The sequence below is a fragment of the Streptomyces sp. PA03-5A genome, from assembly GCF_033792725.1.
Taxonomy (GTDB): domain Bacteria; phylum Actinomycetota; class Actinomycetes; order Streptomycetales; family Streptomycetaceae; genus Actinacidiphila.
Window position 1 is genome coordinate 59,682 of record NZ_JARAVL010000014.1, and the last position, 12,564, is coordinate 72,245.

A 12,564-nucleotide genomic window follows, 5' to 3' on the forward strand; every position below is an offset into this window, starting at 1 on the left:
CGCAGCATCCGAAATCGCCGCGTGTCGCCCGCACAGACCACAACCACGGGAGTAACCCATGGCTGACCCCACGAAGAGCAGCGGCGGCGGCATGATGGACGAGCTGCAGGCACTGCTCGAGGGTGCGACGAAGCTCCTGAGCGACAGCGGCCTGAAGGGCGTCGTCGACTCATGGCTCGGCAACGGTCCCAACGAACCGGTCACGACGAGGCAGATCGAGGACGCGTTCGGCGCCGACAAGGTGGCCGAGGCCAGCAAGCAGGCCGGCGTGAAGCCCGACGCCCTCGCCGCCGAACTGCCCGAGGTCATCGACAAGGCATCTCCCGACGGCAAGATCGACATACGCAGTAGCAGCATCGAGCCGTCCTCCATCGACGCCCGCAAGGAATCGGTCATCGACGTGCTGGGCCACACGATCGAGCGCCGCGGGTGACCACCTGCGACGACCGTCCCAGGGCCGGCGCTCACCCGTAGCGCCGGCCCTGTCCGTTCCGGATCACGGTGCCGGAGCAGCCCTTTCCGCACCCGCGGCAACTCGTACGCGTTGAAGGCGGTAGAAGAGGTGGTCGTCGTGGAGTGAGGGGGCGGGAAGACGTGGACGTGTACGAAGCCGTGGACAGTCGCCGGGCGGTGCGGGCGTTCAGCGACGCGCCGGTGTCCAAGGAGACGCTGGAGAGAGTGCTGGCCGCGGCGACGCGGGCTCCGTCGAGCGGCAACCTCCAGCCCTGGCATGTGTACGTCGTGACCGGCGAGCCCTTGGCCGACCTGAAGCGGCGCGCGACGGGCAGGGCGCTGGCGGGAGACCCGGGTGACGATCGGGAGTACCCCATGTACCCGGCCGAACTGGCCTCTCCCTATCTGGACCGCTTCTCCGCCGCGGCCGCCCAGCGGTACCAAGCACTGGGGATCGAGCGCGACGACCCCGACAGGCCCAGGAAGATCGCGGCCTTGAACTCGGAGGCGTTCGGGGCGCCGGTCGTCCTGTTCTGCTACCTCGACCGGACGATGGGGCTCGGACAGTGGGCCGACGCGGGGATGTACCTGCAGACGGTCATGCTGTTGCTGAGGGCGGAAGGCCTGCACAGTTGCCCCCAGGTGATGTGGACCATGTACCGCAGGACCGTCAGCCAGGCCGTCGGGGCAAGCGACGGCCTCGTGCTGTTCTGCGGCGTCGCGGTGGGCTTCGAGAAGGAAGGCGTGCCTCGACTGCGCACGGGCCGCGCGGACATCACGGAGACGGTGAGCTTCGTCGGGACGTGACCGCCGGGCCCAGCGGAGCCTTCGCCCCGCTGCTTGTCAGTAGCGGTGGCCGGGCCAGTGCGGATCCGTCCAGCGGTCCTCGCCCGTGAGTCCGAGCAACCGTATGCGGTGCTGCAGCCCGGTCGACGCGCCCGACTCACGGAGCCGGGCGGCACCGTGACCGAGGAGCCAGGCGACCAGTTCGGCGCGCATCTCCTCTTCGTCGTGCTCGTACCACCCGATGTACCACGGCAGGCCGTCCCCCAGGAGTTGGTACTCCCAATCCGCCGCCGCGTCAGCGAGGCGCCGGTCGCTGAGGTGCCCGGTCTGTTGCTGCCATGCGGCAAGCCAGGGGCGGAGTGTTCCTGATGCCTCCGCGCACATCACCAGGACCTGGTGCGCCGGGACGGCCGCGTCCGGGTCGGTAAGGCTCTGCGCCCACCAGGCGTGCAGGAACTCGTGTACCGGAGCGGCGTGGTCGTCGGGCCACTGCTGCCAGTGGCCGCGGGCGAAGGACGTCCCGGCTTCTTCCAGCCGGAACATGGGGTCCGCGCCGTCGGCGACAAGGGCCCGGGAGAACTGCGGCAGGATACGGCGCGCCACAGCCGCGTCGTCGGTCCAGTCGACGGCCTGCCAGGTCCGGCGCAGGAGGTCCGGCTCGAGCATCACCTCCGGCGTCTTCAGGAGGGCGAGCTCCTCCGGACTTCCCCAGTGACATTCGCAGTTGTGCTCGTCCGGATGTGCGGTCATGCCCCGGACGGTGACGGCGAGGTCGTCCAGGGCTGCGTCGAGTCGGCGACGTGCGGGATGGTCGGCGAGATGCATGATGTGCCCGGCCTTCGAGGGACTCCGCGCGGCTTCCGCCGGGCGAAGATCACTACGTTGGTCGATCGGGCTCCTTGCGCACGAACGGGGCGGCGTACTCCGACGGCGAGACGGCCCGCGTCGCCATGGCGGTTGCTTCGCGTCCTGGTTGGAAGCGACTACAGGCTGCGCGCGGTGATGTCGCCGTAGGAGGTGGTCGCGTGGATGTCCAGGTCGGCGGCATCACCGTCGGTGTTCTTGAGGGCGTTGTGGATCCGGCCGTAGGCGGTGCCGGCGTCCAGTGAGGCGGAGGCTCCGCGGGCGGCGCCCACCGAGATCCCGCCGTGCTCGGTCCGCAGTGTGACGGTGCCGCGTACGGCTTCGGTGATGAGGAGGTCGCCCTTCTGGGTGCTGATCTCGGCGGGGCCGCCCAGGCGTCCGACGGCGATGTCGCCGGCGAGGACGGAGATGCGGGCGCTCTCGGTCTCGTCGAGCTTGACCGTGGCCTGCTGGCCCTCGAAGACGACGTCGCCGAGCCGTCCCACGCCGCGGAGTTCGGCGGCGGCCGCCTTCGCCTCGATGCGGGAGCCGGTGGGCAGTTGGACCGTCACGTCGACGGACCCGGATGCGCCGAGGATCCGGCTCTTCGCCGCCGGGAGCTCGATCCGCAGCACGCCGTCACGGTAGGCGACCTCGGCCTGCTCCGCCGCCTTCACGTCGCGGCTCTTCGCGGCGTCCGCGGGCAGGACCTCGACGGTGGCGTCGGCCCGGTCGGCGGCGATGAACCGGATGCGCCCGGCGGGGACGTCGAGGACGGCCAGGATCGGGGCGGGGGTGTCGAACTTCTGCATCGTGCTCTCCTTCGTCTCCATCGGGCGCCGGTGCGTCCCGGTGTTTCTGACAAAAGAAACGCTACGTTGCGTTCGCTGATACGGCAACAGATTTGTTGCACAACTAGCGCATCATTGCAGGTCATTGCTGAGAATTCATTGCAATGGTTGTGGACGCAATGCAACGCCTTATCCTCAGGGCATTGCAATGGATGAAAGGTGAACGCTACAGAGAAGACCCTGCGACAGCTGCTACGCGGAGCAGCCCGCGACACTTTCCGGCGGCACCTGAGAGCCAGGCCCACATCCCCGATGGACGGCGGGCCTCGATGGGCACACGGCCCACCCGTCGCTACGACCTCAGCCCGTCGCGGCCCGGCGCCAGGCGGAGGCGAGAGCGATGCGCTGGAGTTGCCGCGTGGTCAGGACGGGTTCGGCCCGGGACGCGGGCAGTTGGTAGGCGGGCGCGTTGACCGCGGTGATCACCACGCGCAGGCCGTCGGTGCGCAGCGCCGGGGGCAGCAGGTCGGCGATGGTGTCGGTGATCTGACGGCCGGTCATCCTGGGGACGAGCGACGTTCCGGGTAGAGCGGTCCGCGGGACGGGCGTGGCGGACAGGACGGGCTTCCAGGCGGGTGAACCGGCGATGGCCGCGAGGGCCTTCGCCGTCAGGGGAAGCGGGGACTCCCCGGTCGTCGGGCTCCCTGTGGCACCAGGGGCCTGTGAGACGAACACCTGGGTGCCGTCCTTGTGGGTGAGCAGCGTGGTCAGCACTGCCGCCCCCGACGGTCGCTTCTCGTCCGCCGGGGACCGGTCCTGCGTGAGCAGGGCTCCGTCGGACAGCCGGGCCCGCGTGCAGCGGCTGTACGGGTGATAGGCCGAGTCGGGACACGTCGAGAACTGCTCGGGTATTGGAAGCGAGTACCGGTTCACGGTGACCGTGAGCCGTGCATCACGATCGCCCGACGACGACCGGCTGCTGCTGAACGTCGCCGCTCCGCGGGGCTTTTGCCCGTGTCGTGGCGCCATGTACGCGACCCGCGACGGCCGTACGGGGGCCGGCGTTTGACCTTACGATTGCCCTTACGTGCGGGCGCTGATACGTCACCTCGCCAACGTGGCGATAGGGGCTGTCCCGGTGATCGCCATCGCGAACGGCGGGTGGACGGAAGAGGGATGTGATGACGTCACCCGGATTCCCAAGGCTGCAGGAACGCGTCAGGGAGTTGTCGGACGAGCAGCGGTACGCGGACGCGTACCGCCTCGTCACCGACGAGGGGCCGCAGTTCACAGAGAACGAATCGGACGTCTACTACCTGCGGTCGTGTGCGGCCGCACGGATGGGTGATGCCGACCTCGCCGTGGCACTCTTGCGAGAGGCCCTGGCGCGGGGCCACTGGTACGGCGAAGTGTTACTGCGTCAGTCGCCGTCCTGGGACTTCTTGCAGGGCACGGCCGACTTCGAGGAGGCGGCGCGTGAAAGCACGGCTCGCCAGCGAGCCGCCTCCGGCCCGTCGCGCTACCTCGCCATGGGCCACGAAGCCGGGGCGGAGCAGTACCGCGCTGTCGTCGCCCTGCATGGCAACGGCGGGAACGCCCACGAATCGATGAGCGGCTGGCGAGGGGTCGTGGGCGAAGGCCGACTGCTCGTGGCCTTCCAGTCCTCGCAGTGGATCGCACGCAATCGCGCTGTCTGGGACGACGAGGCCGTGGCCCTGCGGGACGTCCGCGAACAGTACGCGGCGCTGACGGCGGATCGCCGGTTGGACCCGGGTCACCTGGTCGTCGCGGGCTTCTCCATGGGCGCCGAGACCGCCTTGCGCACGGCGCTCGAAGGGAGTGTCCCGGCGCGTGGCTTCGTCCTGCTGGGGATGGCCGGGCCGCGTACTGCCCACCCTGCGTCCTGGATGCCGTTCATCGAGAGGCGGCGCCGGAGCGGCCTTCCGTTGCGCGGCTTCTTCTTGGTGGGCGCGGACGACGACGGCGGCGTGCGGTACGAGAAGCTGTCCGCACTCGCCGGTTTTCTCGCCTCGCAGGGAGTCCCCTGCGAGGTGGAGGTGCTGCCGGGACTCGGGCACGAGTATCCGGGCGACCTTCTCCCCCACATCAGGCGGGCACTCGCCTTCATCGACTCGGACGACCGGGGACACGCCGTCGCCGACGGTCCTTCGTCTGCTTCGTAGGGCGCAGCGGGACGCCCAGGGGTGCCACGCGTCACGGCCGGCCGGGCGCTGTTCCCCCACGCGGCGCGCCCGGCCTGCCCTTGCGGGCGTGCGCCCGCACTCAGCCTTCCGTGACCCGGATGATCGTCTTGCCGGGGGTGCGGCGCCCCTTGTGGGTGAAGGCTGCGGGTGCCTCGGACAGGGGCAGCACATCCCCGACGATCGGCTTGAGTCGGCCGTCCCGGACCCGCTGGACGAGGTCCGCGAGACGTGCCCGGTCGACCTCGACGACGAAGAAGACGGCCCGCCCGTCGTCGGGCTGGACGGTTGGTGGCTCCGCGATGGTGACGAGCGTGCCGCCGGCGCGGACCAGCGCCGTCGAGCGTTCGAGGATGTCGCCGCCGAACACATCGAGTACCAGGTCGACCTTGCCGACGTCTTCGAGCCGGTCGTTCTGCAGGTCCACGAACGCGTCCGCGCCGAGATCGAGCGCGGTGCTCCTGCCCGCGGCCCGGCCGGTGCCGATCACCCTGGCGCCCGCCTCGCGTGCCAGCTGCACGGCGATCGACCCGACCCCTCCCGTGGCGCCGTGGATCAAGACGGTCCGGCCCGTGGTGAGGTGCCCGTGGTCAAAGAGGCCCTGCCATGCGGTCAGCCCGGAGATCGGCAGCGCGGCGGCCACCGTGTGGTCGACGTCCACCGGGAGCGGAGCGAGATTGCGGGCCTCCACCGCGACGTACTCGGCCAGTGAGCCGTTCCGGGTCCAGTCGGCCAGTCCGAACACCCGCTGGCCCACGGTCAGGCCCGTGGTTCCGTAGCCCAGTTCGGCCACGACGCCCGACAGTTCGTGCCCGGGTACGCTCGGCGTCCGGTCACGGCCGGCCCGGTCGGACCAGGTTCCCGGCCACTCGAGCTCCCCCGGCGTGAAGCCCGCGGCGTGCACCCGTACGATGACGTCGTTCTCGGCGGCGTGCGGGTGGGGCATGTCGGTGAGCGAGAGCCCATCGGCTCCGGCGTTCCGGTCCCGAGCGGTGACGGCTTGCATGACAAGTCCTCTCTTAAGCAAATTTACCCATCAGAATTTCGCCGACGCGGAAAGACCATTCACTGTTCGGCGCGCACGAGAATCCATGACCACACCAAGATATCGGCACCATCGCAGAGAATCGTTCTGCGCTTTGTCATGAATTCCCTCTGCCATCAACAAGCGCTCGGTGAGCGATCCCTTCGCTATGAGGTCGGCTCCGACCCTCGGTCTGCGAGTCCGCGCGCATCCTGCCCCCGAGAGGCCCGAGAGCACGTGACCGGCCGGCGTGGAGGGCGGCACCCATGGAGAGCACCCCGACGAACACGACGTACAGGTAGCCCGTGGTCTCCAGTCCCCACACGGGAGCCGCGAACCCCGCCGCGAGGGCGGGGAGGCTCAGCGCCGCGTAGCTGATCACGTAGACGGCGGAGAAGACCTCCGACCGCGACTTCGCGCTCGTGACCTCACTGATCACGCGGAGGCTGCCGTTGAAGGTCAGGCCGACCCCCAGCCCCGCGACGACCGCCCCGCCCGCAGAGACGAGCGGTGACGCGAGAGCCATGGCGACCGCCAGTCCGGCCGCGCCCAGGGCCAGGAGCACCGCTCCCAGCAGGGTGGCGAGCCGAGCCGTGTGCCGCACGGACCACAAGCCGCCCACGCTGTTGGCCAGGAACAGCACTGCGATGCCGAGTCCGCCCGCGGCGCCGGACCGCACGTGCAGGACGTCTCTCACCAGCGATGGGGTGAGCGCGAGGAACAGCCCCGTGACGGACCACCCTGCGACGAGGGCGGGGACGGACGCGAGAAACGCCGGCCGGACATCCCGGGGGACCCGGACCCTGAGACGCAGCAACGCCAGTCCACCGGCGCGTGGGGCGCGCGTCTCGGGCATCGCGAGGACGACCGCGGCCAGAACCACGAACGTGCAGGTGAGGACGGGAAAGACGTACGCGTCGGGACGCGGGGTGAACCGGACCAGCAACCCCACCGTCCCGGCGCCGGCGGCCATGCCGAAACTCGTGCCCACCGCCGTCATCGTCGGCCCCAGATGCGGACGCCCCTGGGGCGAGAGCTCGACCAGACCGGCGGCGAGACCGCCCGTGGCCGCCCCGGTGGCGATGCCCTGCACCACCCGCGCGACCAGGAGGGACACGACTCCCTCGGCCGTCCAGAAGATCGCCGTGCTGGCCGCCGCCACCAGGAGGGCGGCGGCCAGCACCGGGCGGCGACCCACGTGGTCGCTCAGCGATCCGACCGTGAGCAGGGCACCGAGCAGACCCACGACGTACACCGCGAAGACCACCGTCAGCATCGTGACCGACAATCCCCAACGCGCCCGGTACAGGGGGTAGATCGGTGAGGGTGCGCTCGCCGTGGCCATCATCACCACGTTCGCGGAGACGAGCACGGTGAAGGCGGCGCCTCGTCCGAGACGGACGCCGGCGCGACGCCGGTTCACATGTTTCATCACGTCGTCCACTACAGCTGTCTGATCAGCTCGGCCAGGGCGCGCCCATGATGCGCTCGACTGTGGTCGTACGACGGAACCCGGGGATGAAGTGCTCCAGCACGTCCGCGTTCACGGTCCCGTTCGTGGTCTCCGGGCGGTGCTGGAGTCCGTCGACGAAGGCCTGCAGGAACTCGTTCTTGAAGTCGCCCCGCGGATGGAGGGCGATCACCTCTTCCACCTGGGCGCGATCCAGCTCGTCCAGGCCCAGGCCGAGCACGTCGGTCAGGACGCCGAGATTCGTGATGGCGATCTCCGGGCCCATCCGGTCGGGAATTCCCGGTGTCGTGTGCAGCGCGATGGCCGTCCAGACGACGTCGGCGGCCGTGGCCGGGAAACCGCGCTCCAGCATGAACTTGCGCGCGTGGTCGGCTCCGTCGACCTCGAACCGCTGCTCCACGTCGGAAAAGGGCGTCATGAGGCCGGTGTCGTGGAACATGGAGGCCAGGTAGAGCAGCTCCGGGTCGGGGTCGAGACCGAGCCTGCGGGCATGAATGGCGCCGAAGACGAAAACGCGCCGGGAGTGATGGTAGATGAGGGGGCTGGTCGTCTCCTGGACGAGTCGGGTGGCTTCGGCGACCGCGGCTGTTTCGGGAATCTCTACACCGGCGATGATCTCGGTCATGACCTCTGCGCTTTCTTATTTCGGTGTGTTATGAAGGAACGGTGCCTCCGACTTCCACACTGCCGACCACCGGGCGTTCGGCGCCACCGCAGTCCCGCCACGAGTCACCCGAATCCGGACGGGCGGAGAATGGCGGTGTGAACCCTGCTGCGCATCAGGTCGTGATCCTCGTCTATGACGGGGTCACGCTGCTGGACGTCGCCGGCCCCGCGGAGGTGTTCGCGGAAGCGAACCGGTTCGGGGCCGACTACCAGGTCGTGCTGGTCTCACCGACCGGGGACGACGTCGCCTCGTCCATCGGGGTCCGGATCGCCGTCTCCGGCGCCGCCACGGAGCTCGCCCCTCATACGTTCCTGGTGGCCGGCTCGGACCTCTACCCGCGCAACGCCGTAGCCCGTGACCTGCTCGAAGCGGCGCAGACGCTGGCCGTCAAGGCCGACCGGGTCGCGTCGATCTGCACCGGGGCATTCGTCCTCGGCGCCGCCGGTCTCCTGGACGGCAAGCGCGCGACCACGCACTGGAAGGTCACGGACCAACTCGCGGCACGGCACCGGGCCAGCCGCGTCGAGCCCGACGCGATCTACGTCCGTGACGGCACCACGTACACCTCGGCGGGCGTGACCGCCGGCATCGACCTCGCGCTGGCACTCGTCGAGGAGGACTACGGCCCTGATCTGACCCGCGACGTCGCCCGTTCCCTGGTGGTGTATCTGCAGCGTTCGGGCGGCCAGTCGCAGTTCTCCGCCCCGCTGCAGGGACCACCGCCCCGCTCCCCGGCCATCCGCAGGATCACCGACCTGGTGACGGCCGATCCCGCGGGCAACTACTCGGTCGGCGAGCTCGCCAAGCACCTCAATTTGAGCCCCCGGCACCTCACCCGGCTCTTCCGCGACGAACTTTCCACCACGCCGGCCCGGTACGTGGAGTCGGTCCGGTTCGACATGGCGAAAGCCCTGCTCGACCAAGGGCACACCGCGACCCAGGTGGCGTCCCTCGCCGGATTCCCGAGTTACGAGAGCATGCGGAGGGTTTTCGTGAGGCGAATGGCGATAAGCCCCGCCGCGTATCAACGCCGCTTCAGGACCGCGCACCGCGCCGGAACCGGGCAGCAGTGAGCACGCATCGCATTCGCTGAACTTGATATGTCGGATCCGCACAAGCGGCACAGCAGCGACCCACGGGGGCGACAGCCGTGCCCCTCAGCGGCACGGTCAGGTCGGCGGGGGCGACCATCATGCGTCACGGTGATGCTGACCTCGCCGGGACCGGGAAGCGGCTCCTCGGCGTCAATGAGCTCGATGACGTCGGGCCCGCCGTAGCGGCTGATGGACGTGGCCTTCATCAGGGACTCCTCATGTGCAGCCCGTTCGCCGGAACCGACGCTCGGACCATGTCCGTACCGCTGCCCGAAGCAGACAGCGGACGGCCTCGGTCACCGCCGACCGGCGGGAGATGGGACCCATCCCCACAGGCTCAGGAAGCAGGCGTCTCCAGCCGCCGGCAACCCGCCGGCTCCGGACCATCCCCGCAAGGTGCGGGCACTGGGAGCAGGGGGCGATCGGCCGCCTCGCATTCGCCGGTCCCGTGCGGGTCATGCCCTCGATCAGTGGTGCTCCCACGAAACCGTGAAGCGGCCGGCATGGGGAAGTGTCGGTTCTGAAGGCAGGCGTTCGTCGTAGGGTGAGGGGCGGCCGAAGCAGGCCAACGGCCAAGGGAGGCACGTATGACGCGGTACCTGATCTCGTTCGATGACGGCGCGATGACCTTCCCCGAGGAGGAGTTGCCCGAGGTGGCCGAGGCCTCGCACGAGGTGGTGCGCAAAGCTCAGGACGCCGGTGTGTGGGTCTTCGGCGGTGGACTGGAAAGGCAGCAGGCGAGCGTCGTGGCCACCGACGGGTCCGTCACGGATGGCCCGTACCCGGAGACCAAGGCGGTGCTCGGCGGGTTCTCGATCATCGATGTGCCCTCACGTGAGGACGCGCTGGAGTGGGCTGCCAAGATCGCTGCCGCATGCCGCTGTGCGCAGGAGGTCCGGGAGATCATGCCCGACTCGACCGTCTGATCGAAGACGACCCGCGGCGGCTGGGGCCTGGTTCGGCAGTGCCTTGTGACCTATGGGCGCGATCGGCATGCCAGCCCTGCAGAACGCTCAGTGCAACGACCGGACAGTACCGGCGTTGCCGTGCCGTCGGTCAGGTAGTCGGCGGCACGATGTCAGAGGGGCTGCTTAGGGTGACGTGCAAGACCAAGGGTAAGTGTGCCGGGGTGTTCGAGTCGTCGGTGGGGTTGTCATGGCCTGGTGGAACGGGGAGCCGGAAGATCGGCCGCAATGGGTGCTCGATCCGCTGGCGGGGGTGGGCCCGTTGCGGTTCGGGATGGACTCCGATGAGGTCGAGGCGGCGCTGGGAGGAGTACCCCGCAGTGGCTCGCAGGTCGCCCGGAACGGTCTCCTTCGACGGCATCGACCTGATCGGCAAAATGAGCCTGGTCGTCAGGTGCTCGGGCGATCTCGGTCCGAACGGGCTCAACATGTACGTCCGGTCCGCCCGAGCGGGTGACGTCATGGTCAGCGAGGCGAGGTTGTGCGCCGCCGGCTGGGAAGACCATGGCTGACACCACCAGAGGGCTCGATCGCGCATGTCCGAGGTCTATCCGATCCGGCAGTTGAAGGAGCCCGCATGACACAGGCTGAGCAGAACAACCGTCGGCCACGGCGCATCGACGAACTTCAGGACGTCTACGACTTTCTGGACGAGGTACGCCTTCGCCCTAGCATGTTCGTCCGCGGGGGCTCCCTGCAGCACCTCAACTCGACGCTGTACGGGTATCGCCTGGCCATGGGCATCCACGGCATCGAGGAAGACTTCCCCTTCTGCACCCCGGGTGCGGAACCGCCCTTCAGCCGGTGGCTTTGCCAGCGCAACGGCGAGGAAAGCTCGCTGGGCTGGTCGACGCAGATCGAGCGCGAGGCCGAGGCCACCGGAACACCAGCGATCGAGCTGTTCTTCAGCCTGCTCGACCAGTTCCGAGCCGAGCACGATCAAGCGGGGCGATAGCCCTCTCCAGGCTAGCGTCGCTCCGCCGGCCGCCGGCGCCACGCGGGGTCAGTCGTCGGCTTCGGCCACTGCCTTCTGCCATGGCCACCGCCCGGTGATCTCGAGCTCGAGAGAAAAGCTGAGGAAGGTCCGGATGCCCACGATCACGGCCAGTACTCCGACGCTTGCGTACGTCGGTGCGACGGCGACCGTGCGGATGATGTCGCCGGCTACGAGGAACTCCAGCCCCAGCAGGATCGACCGCCCGACGCGACGGCGGTAGTCGCGGTACACGCCTGCCTGTCGGCGACCGAGCCGCACGGCCGCGAGGACGGTCGCCAAGAGCGTCCCCACGACGATGACGGCTACGCCCGCGGCGTCAACGGCTCGACCGGCCAGCTCCACGACGTGTTGGAGCTCCACAGAATCCCCTCTCGCACCGACCCGGGTCCGCTCGTCCATGGTCCGCAAGCTCTGTTACCACCGCACCCTCGCGCAGTGGACCGGCGACCGTCGACGGCGCCCGTTGAAAACGTAATCATCGGGCGGACGCGAGCGCCATTCCCCCGCTGCGAGTTCTTCAGCGCATTCCGTCGAGTACTTCGTCAGTCGACAGCAAGGCATGGGCGAAGAAGCGGTAGTTGATGATCGCCGCCTGATAGCCGTCGCCCCATTCCGGGTGCCGGGGTCCGGCTGTCGCATCCCTGACCACGGCTACCTCGAATCCCTCCTCGATGAGGTGACGCATGTGGGACTCGACGCACATGTTCGCCAGCATCCCGCCGAGAACAATCCTTTGCATTCCCCGCTTGCGCAGTTGCAGCACCAAGTCGTTGGATTCCGGACCGAACACCTTGTGCGGGCTGGCGACCACCGTTCTGCCGTCTTCGATATAAGGCTTGAAGCGGTCCAGCCAGTCTGCCCCGGAGTTTCGGAACCCGGTCAGATCGAGCTGTCCCGCCCGTGCGAACGTGTGGGTTTCCAGCTCGCTCGTCTCGAGCGGCCCGTTCATTCGCCATCCGTTGTCGGTCGGGTAGAAGTAATGGGGCGAGATGAAGACCTCATATCCGCCCGCCTTGGCCGCCTCGAAGATTCTCTCCATGTTCTCGACGGTTCTGTTCTCCGTGACGCTCGCCCCCACCGCGTCCCAGTTCGCTCCGCTCTCGCTCAGCACGTCGTTCTGTGGGTCAATGAAAACGACCGCCGTGTCGGTATTCCTGATTTCCACCTGGTGCTCCTCACGCGACAACGAACCACTGGCGTGACAATTACCGGTACAGCGGATGTCCTTCCGAAGCACATTCCGATCCGGAGACGCGAGGTACCTTCCCGCGG

15 protein-coding genes are annotated in these 12,564 nt (G+C 68.7%); 7 read left to right on the plus strand and 8 right to left on the minus strand.

The annotated features are described in order from the left end of the window. Positions 1–58: 58 nt before the first annotated feature. The gene (locus PV410_RS18925; RefSeq protein ID WP_499509873.1) at positions 59–433 is read left to right on the plus strand and encodes a YidB family protein; all 375 of its coding nucleotides are present in this window, start codon (positions 59–61) and stop codon (positions 431–433) included. Between the two features lie 161 nt (positions 434–594). Continuing rightward, entirely contained in the window at positions 595–1,260 is a 666-nt protein-coding gene (locus tag PV410_RS18930; protein WP_500325964.1) for a nitroreductase, read from the plus strand. Between the two features lie 36 nt (positions 1,261–1,296). Here the strand turns inward: PV410_RS18930 and PV410_RS18935 are convergent, their stop codons facing one another. The 3 genes from PV410_RS18935 to PV410_RS18945 form a co-directional block, all read right to left on the minus strand. Then, positions 1,297–1,989: a hypothetical protein gene (locus PV410_RS18935; protein WP_500325966.1), complete on the minus strand. Its 693-nt coding sequence runs from the start codon at positions 1,987–1,989 to the stop codon at positions 1,297–1,299. Between the two features lie 233 nt (positions 1,990–2,222). Beyond that, positions 2,223–2,894: a DUF4097 family beta strand repeat-containing protein gene (locus tag PV410_RS18940; RefSeq protein WP_500325968.1), complete on the minus strand. Its 672-nt coding sequence runs from the start codon at positions 2,892–2,894 to the stop codon at positions 2,223–2,225. Positions 2,895–3,233: 339 nt separating this feature from the next. Further along, entirely contained in the window at positions 3,234–3,806 is a 573-nt protein-coding gene (locus tag PV410_RS18945; RefSeq protein WP_500325969.1) for a hypothetical protein, read from the minus strand. 248 nt (positions 3,807–4,054) lie between these two features. Here PV410_RS18945 and PV410_RS18950 point away from each other — a divergent pair, with 248 nt between their 5' ends. Further along, positions 4,055–5,056 carry an alpha/beta hydrolase gene (locus PV410_RS18950; protein WP_500325970.1) on the plus strand — a complete coding sequence of 334 codons (1,002 nt, stop codon included), beginning with the start codon at positions 4,055–4,057 and terminating at the stop codon, positions 5,054–5,056. Between the two features lie 100 nt (positions 5,057–5,156). Here PV410_RS18950 and PV410_RS18955 read toward each other — a convergent pair whose 3' ends face one another. The 3 genes from PV410_RS18955 to PV410_RS18965 all read right to left on the minus strand — a co-directional run bounded on the left by PV410_RS18955 (position 5,157) and on the right by PV410_RS18965 (position 8,194). Beyond that, the gene (locus PV410_RS18955; RefSeq protein WP_500325972.1) at positions 5,157–6,080 is read right to left on the minus strand and encodes an NADP-dependent oxidoreductase; all 924 of its coding nucleotides are present in this window, start codon (positions 6,078–6,080) and stop codon (positions 5,157–5,159) included. Between the two features lie 136 nt (positions 6,081–6,216). Next, positions 6,217–7,530 carry an MFS transporter gene (locus PV410_RS18960; RefSeq protein ID WP_500325973.1) on the minus strand — a complete coding sequence of 438 codons (1,314 nt, stop codon included), beginning with the start codon at positions 7,528–7,530 and terminating at the stop codon, positions 6,217–6,219. A gap of 25 nt (positions 7,531–7,555) precedes the next feature. Continuing rightward, on the minus strand, positions 7,556–8,194 hold the full coding sequence (locus tag PV410_RS18965; protein WP_500325975.1) for an HD domain-containing protein: 639 nt from the start codon (positions 8,192–8,194) through the stop codon (positions 7,556–7,558). Between the two features lie 137 nt (positions 8,195–8,331). Here PV410_RS18965 and PV410_RS18970 point away from each other — a divergent pair, with 137 nt between their 5' ends. The 4 genes from PV410_RS18970 to PV410_RS18985 all read left to right on the plus strand — a co-directional run bounded on the left by PV410_RS18970 (position 8,332) and on the right by PV410_RS18985 (position 11,250). After that, on the plus strand, positions 8,332–9,309 hold the full coding sequence (locus tag PV410_RS18970; protein ID WP_500325977.1) for a GlxA family transcriptional regulator: 978 nt from the start codon (positions 8,332–8,334) through the stop codon (positions 9,307–9,309). 608 nt (positions 9,310–9,917) lie between these two features. Beyond that, positions 9,918–10,256 carry a YciI family protein gene (locus tag PV410_RS18975; protein WP_500325979.1) on the plus strand — a complete coding sequence of 113 codons (339 nt, stop codon included), beginning with the start codon at positions 9,918–9,920 and terminating at the stop codon, positions 10,254–10,256. 359 nt (positions 10,257–10,615) lie between these two features. Beyond that, complete coding sequence (locus PV410_RS18980; RefSeq protein ID WP_500325981.1) at positions 10,616–10,807, plus strand: hypothetical protein; 192 nt, start codon at positions 10,616–10,618, stop codon at positions 10,805–10,807. A gap of 65 nt (positions 10,808–10,872) precedes the next feature. Continuing rightward, a complete protein-coding gene (locus tag PV410_RS18985; RefSeq protein WP_500325983.1) occupies positions 10,873–11,250 on the plus strand; it encodes a hypothetical protein in 378 nt (125 codons plus the stop codon). Positions 11,251–11,298: 48 nt separating this feature from the next. Here the strand turns inward: PV410_RS18985 and PV410_RS18990 are convergent, their stop codons facing one another. Together PV410_RS18990 and PV410_RS18995 are read right to left on the minus strand one after the other, a co-directional pair. Further along, positions 11,299–11,691, minus strand: a complete 393-nt coding sequence (locus tag PV410_RS18990) for a DUF1622 domain-containing protein (protein WP_500325984.1) — start codon at positions 11,689–11,691, stop codon at positions 11,299–11,301. Positions 11,692–11,809: 118 nt separating this feature from the next. Beyond that, positions 11,810–12,457, minus strand: a complete 648-nt coding sequence (locus PV410_RS18995; protein ID WP_500325985.1) for a cysteine hydrolase family protein — start codon at positions 12,455–12,457, stop codon at positions 11,810–11,812. Positions 12,458–12,564 lie beyond the last annotated feature (107 nt).

Coding starts and splice junctions, on each gene's coding strand:
- PV410_RS18975 (WP_500325979.1), top strand. CDS start 9,918: ATGACGCGGTACCTGATCTCGTTCGATGACGGCGCGATGACCTTCCCC.
- PV410_RS18925 (WP_499509873.1), top strand. CDS start 59: ATGGCTGACCCCACGAAGAGCAGCGGCGGCGGCATGATGGACGAGCTG.
- PV410_RS18985 (WP_500325983.1), top strand. CDS start 10,873: ATGACACAGGCTGAGCAGAACAACCGTCGGCCACGGCGCATCGACGAA.
- PV410_RS18940 (WP_500325968.1), bottom strand. CDS start 2,894: ATGCAGAAGTTCGACACCCCCGCCCCGATCCTGGCCGTCCTCGACGTC.
- PV410_RS18955 (WP_500325972.1), bottom strand. CDS start 6,080: ATGCAAGCCGTCACCGCTCGGGACCGGAACGCCGGAGCCGATGGGCTC.
- PV410_RS18950 (WP_500325970.1), top strand. CDS start 4,055: ATGACGTCACCCGGATTCCCAAGGCTGCAGGAACGCGTCAGGGAGTTG.
- PV410_RS18990 (WP_500325984.1), bottom strand. CDS start 11,691: ATGGACGAGCGGACCCGGGTCGGTGCGAGAGGGGATTCTGTGGAGCTC.
- PV410_RS18935 (WP_500325966.1), bottom strand. CDS start 1,989: ATGACCGCACATCCGGACGAGCACAACTGCGAATGTCACTGGGGAAGT.
- PV410_RS18960 (WP_500325973.1), bottom strand. CDS start 7,530: ATGAAACATGTGAACCGGCGTCGCGCCGGCGTCCGTCTCGGACGAGGC.
- PV410_RS18965 (WP_500325975.1), bottom strand. CDS start 8,194: ATGACCGAGATCATCGCCGGTGTAGAGATTCCCGAAACAGCCGCGGTC.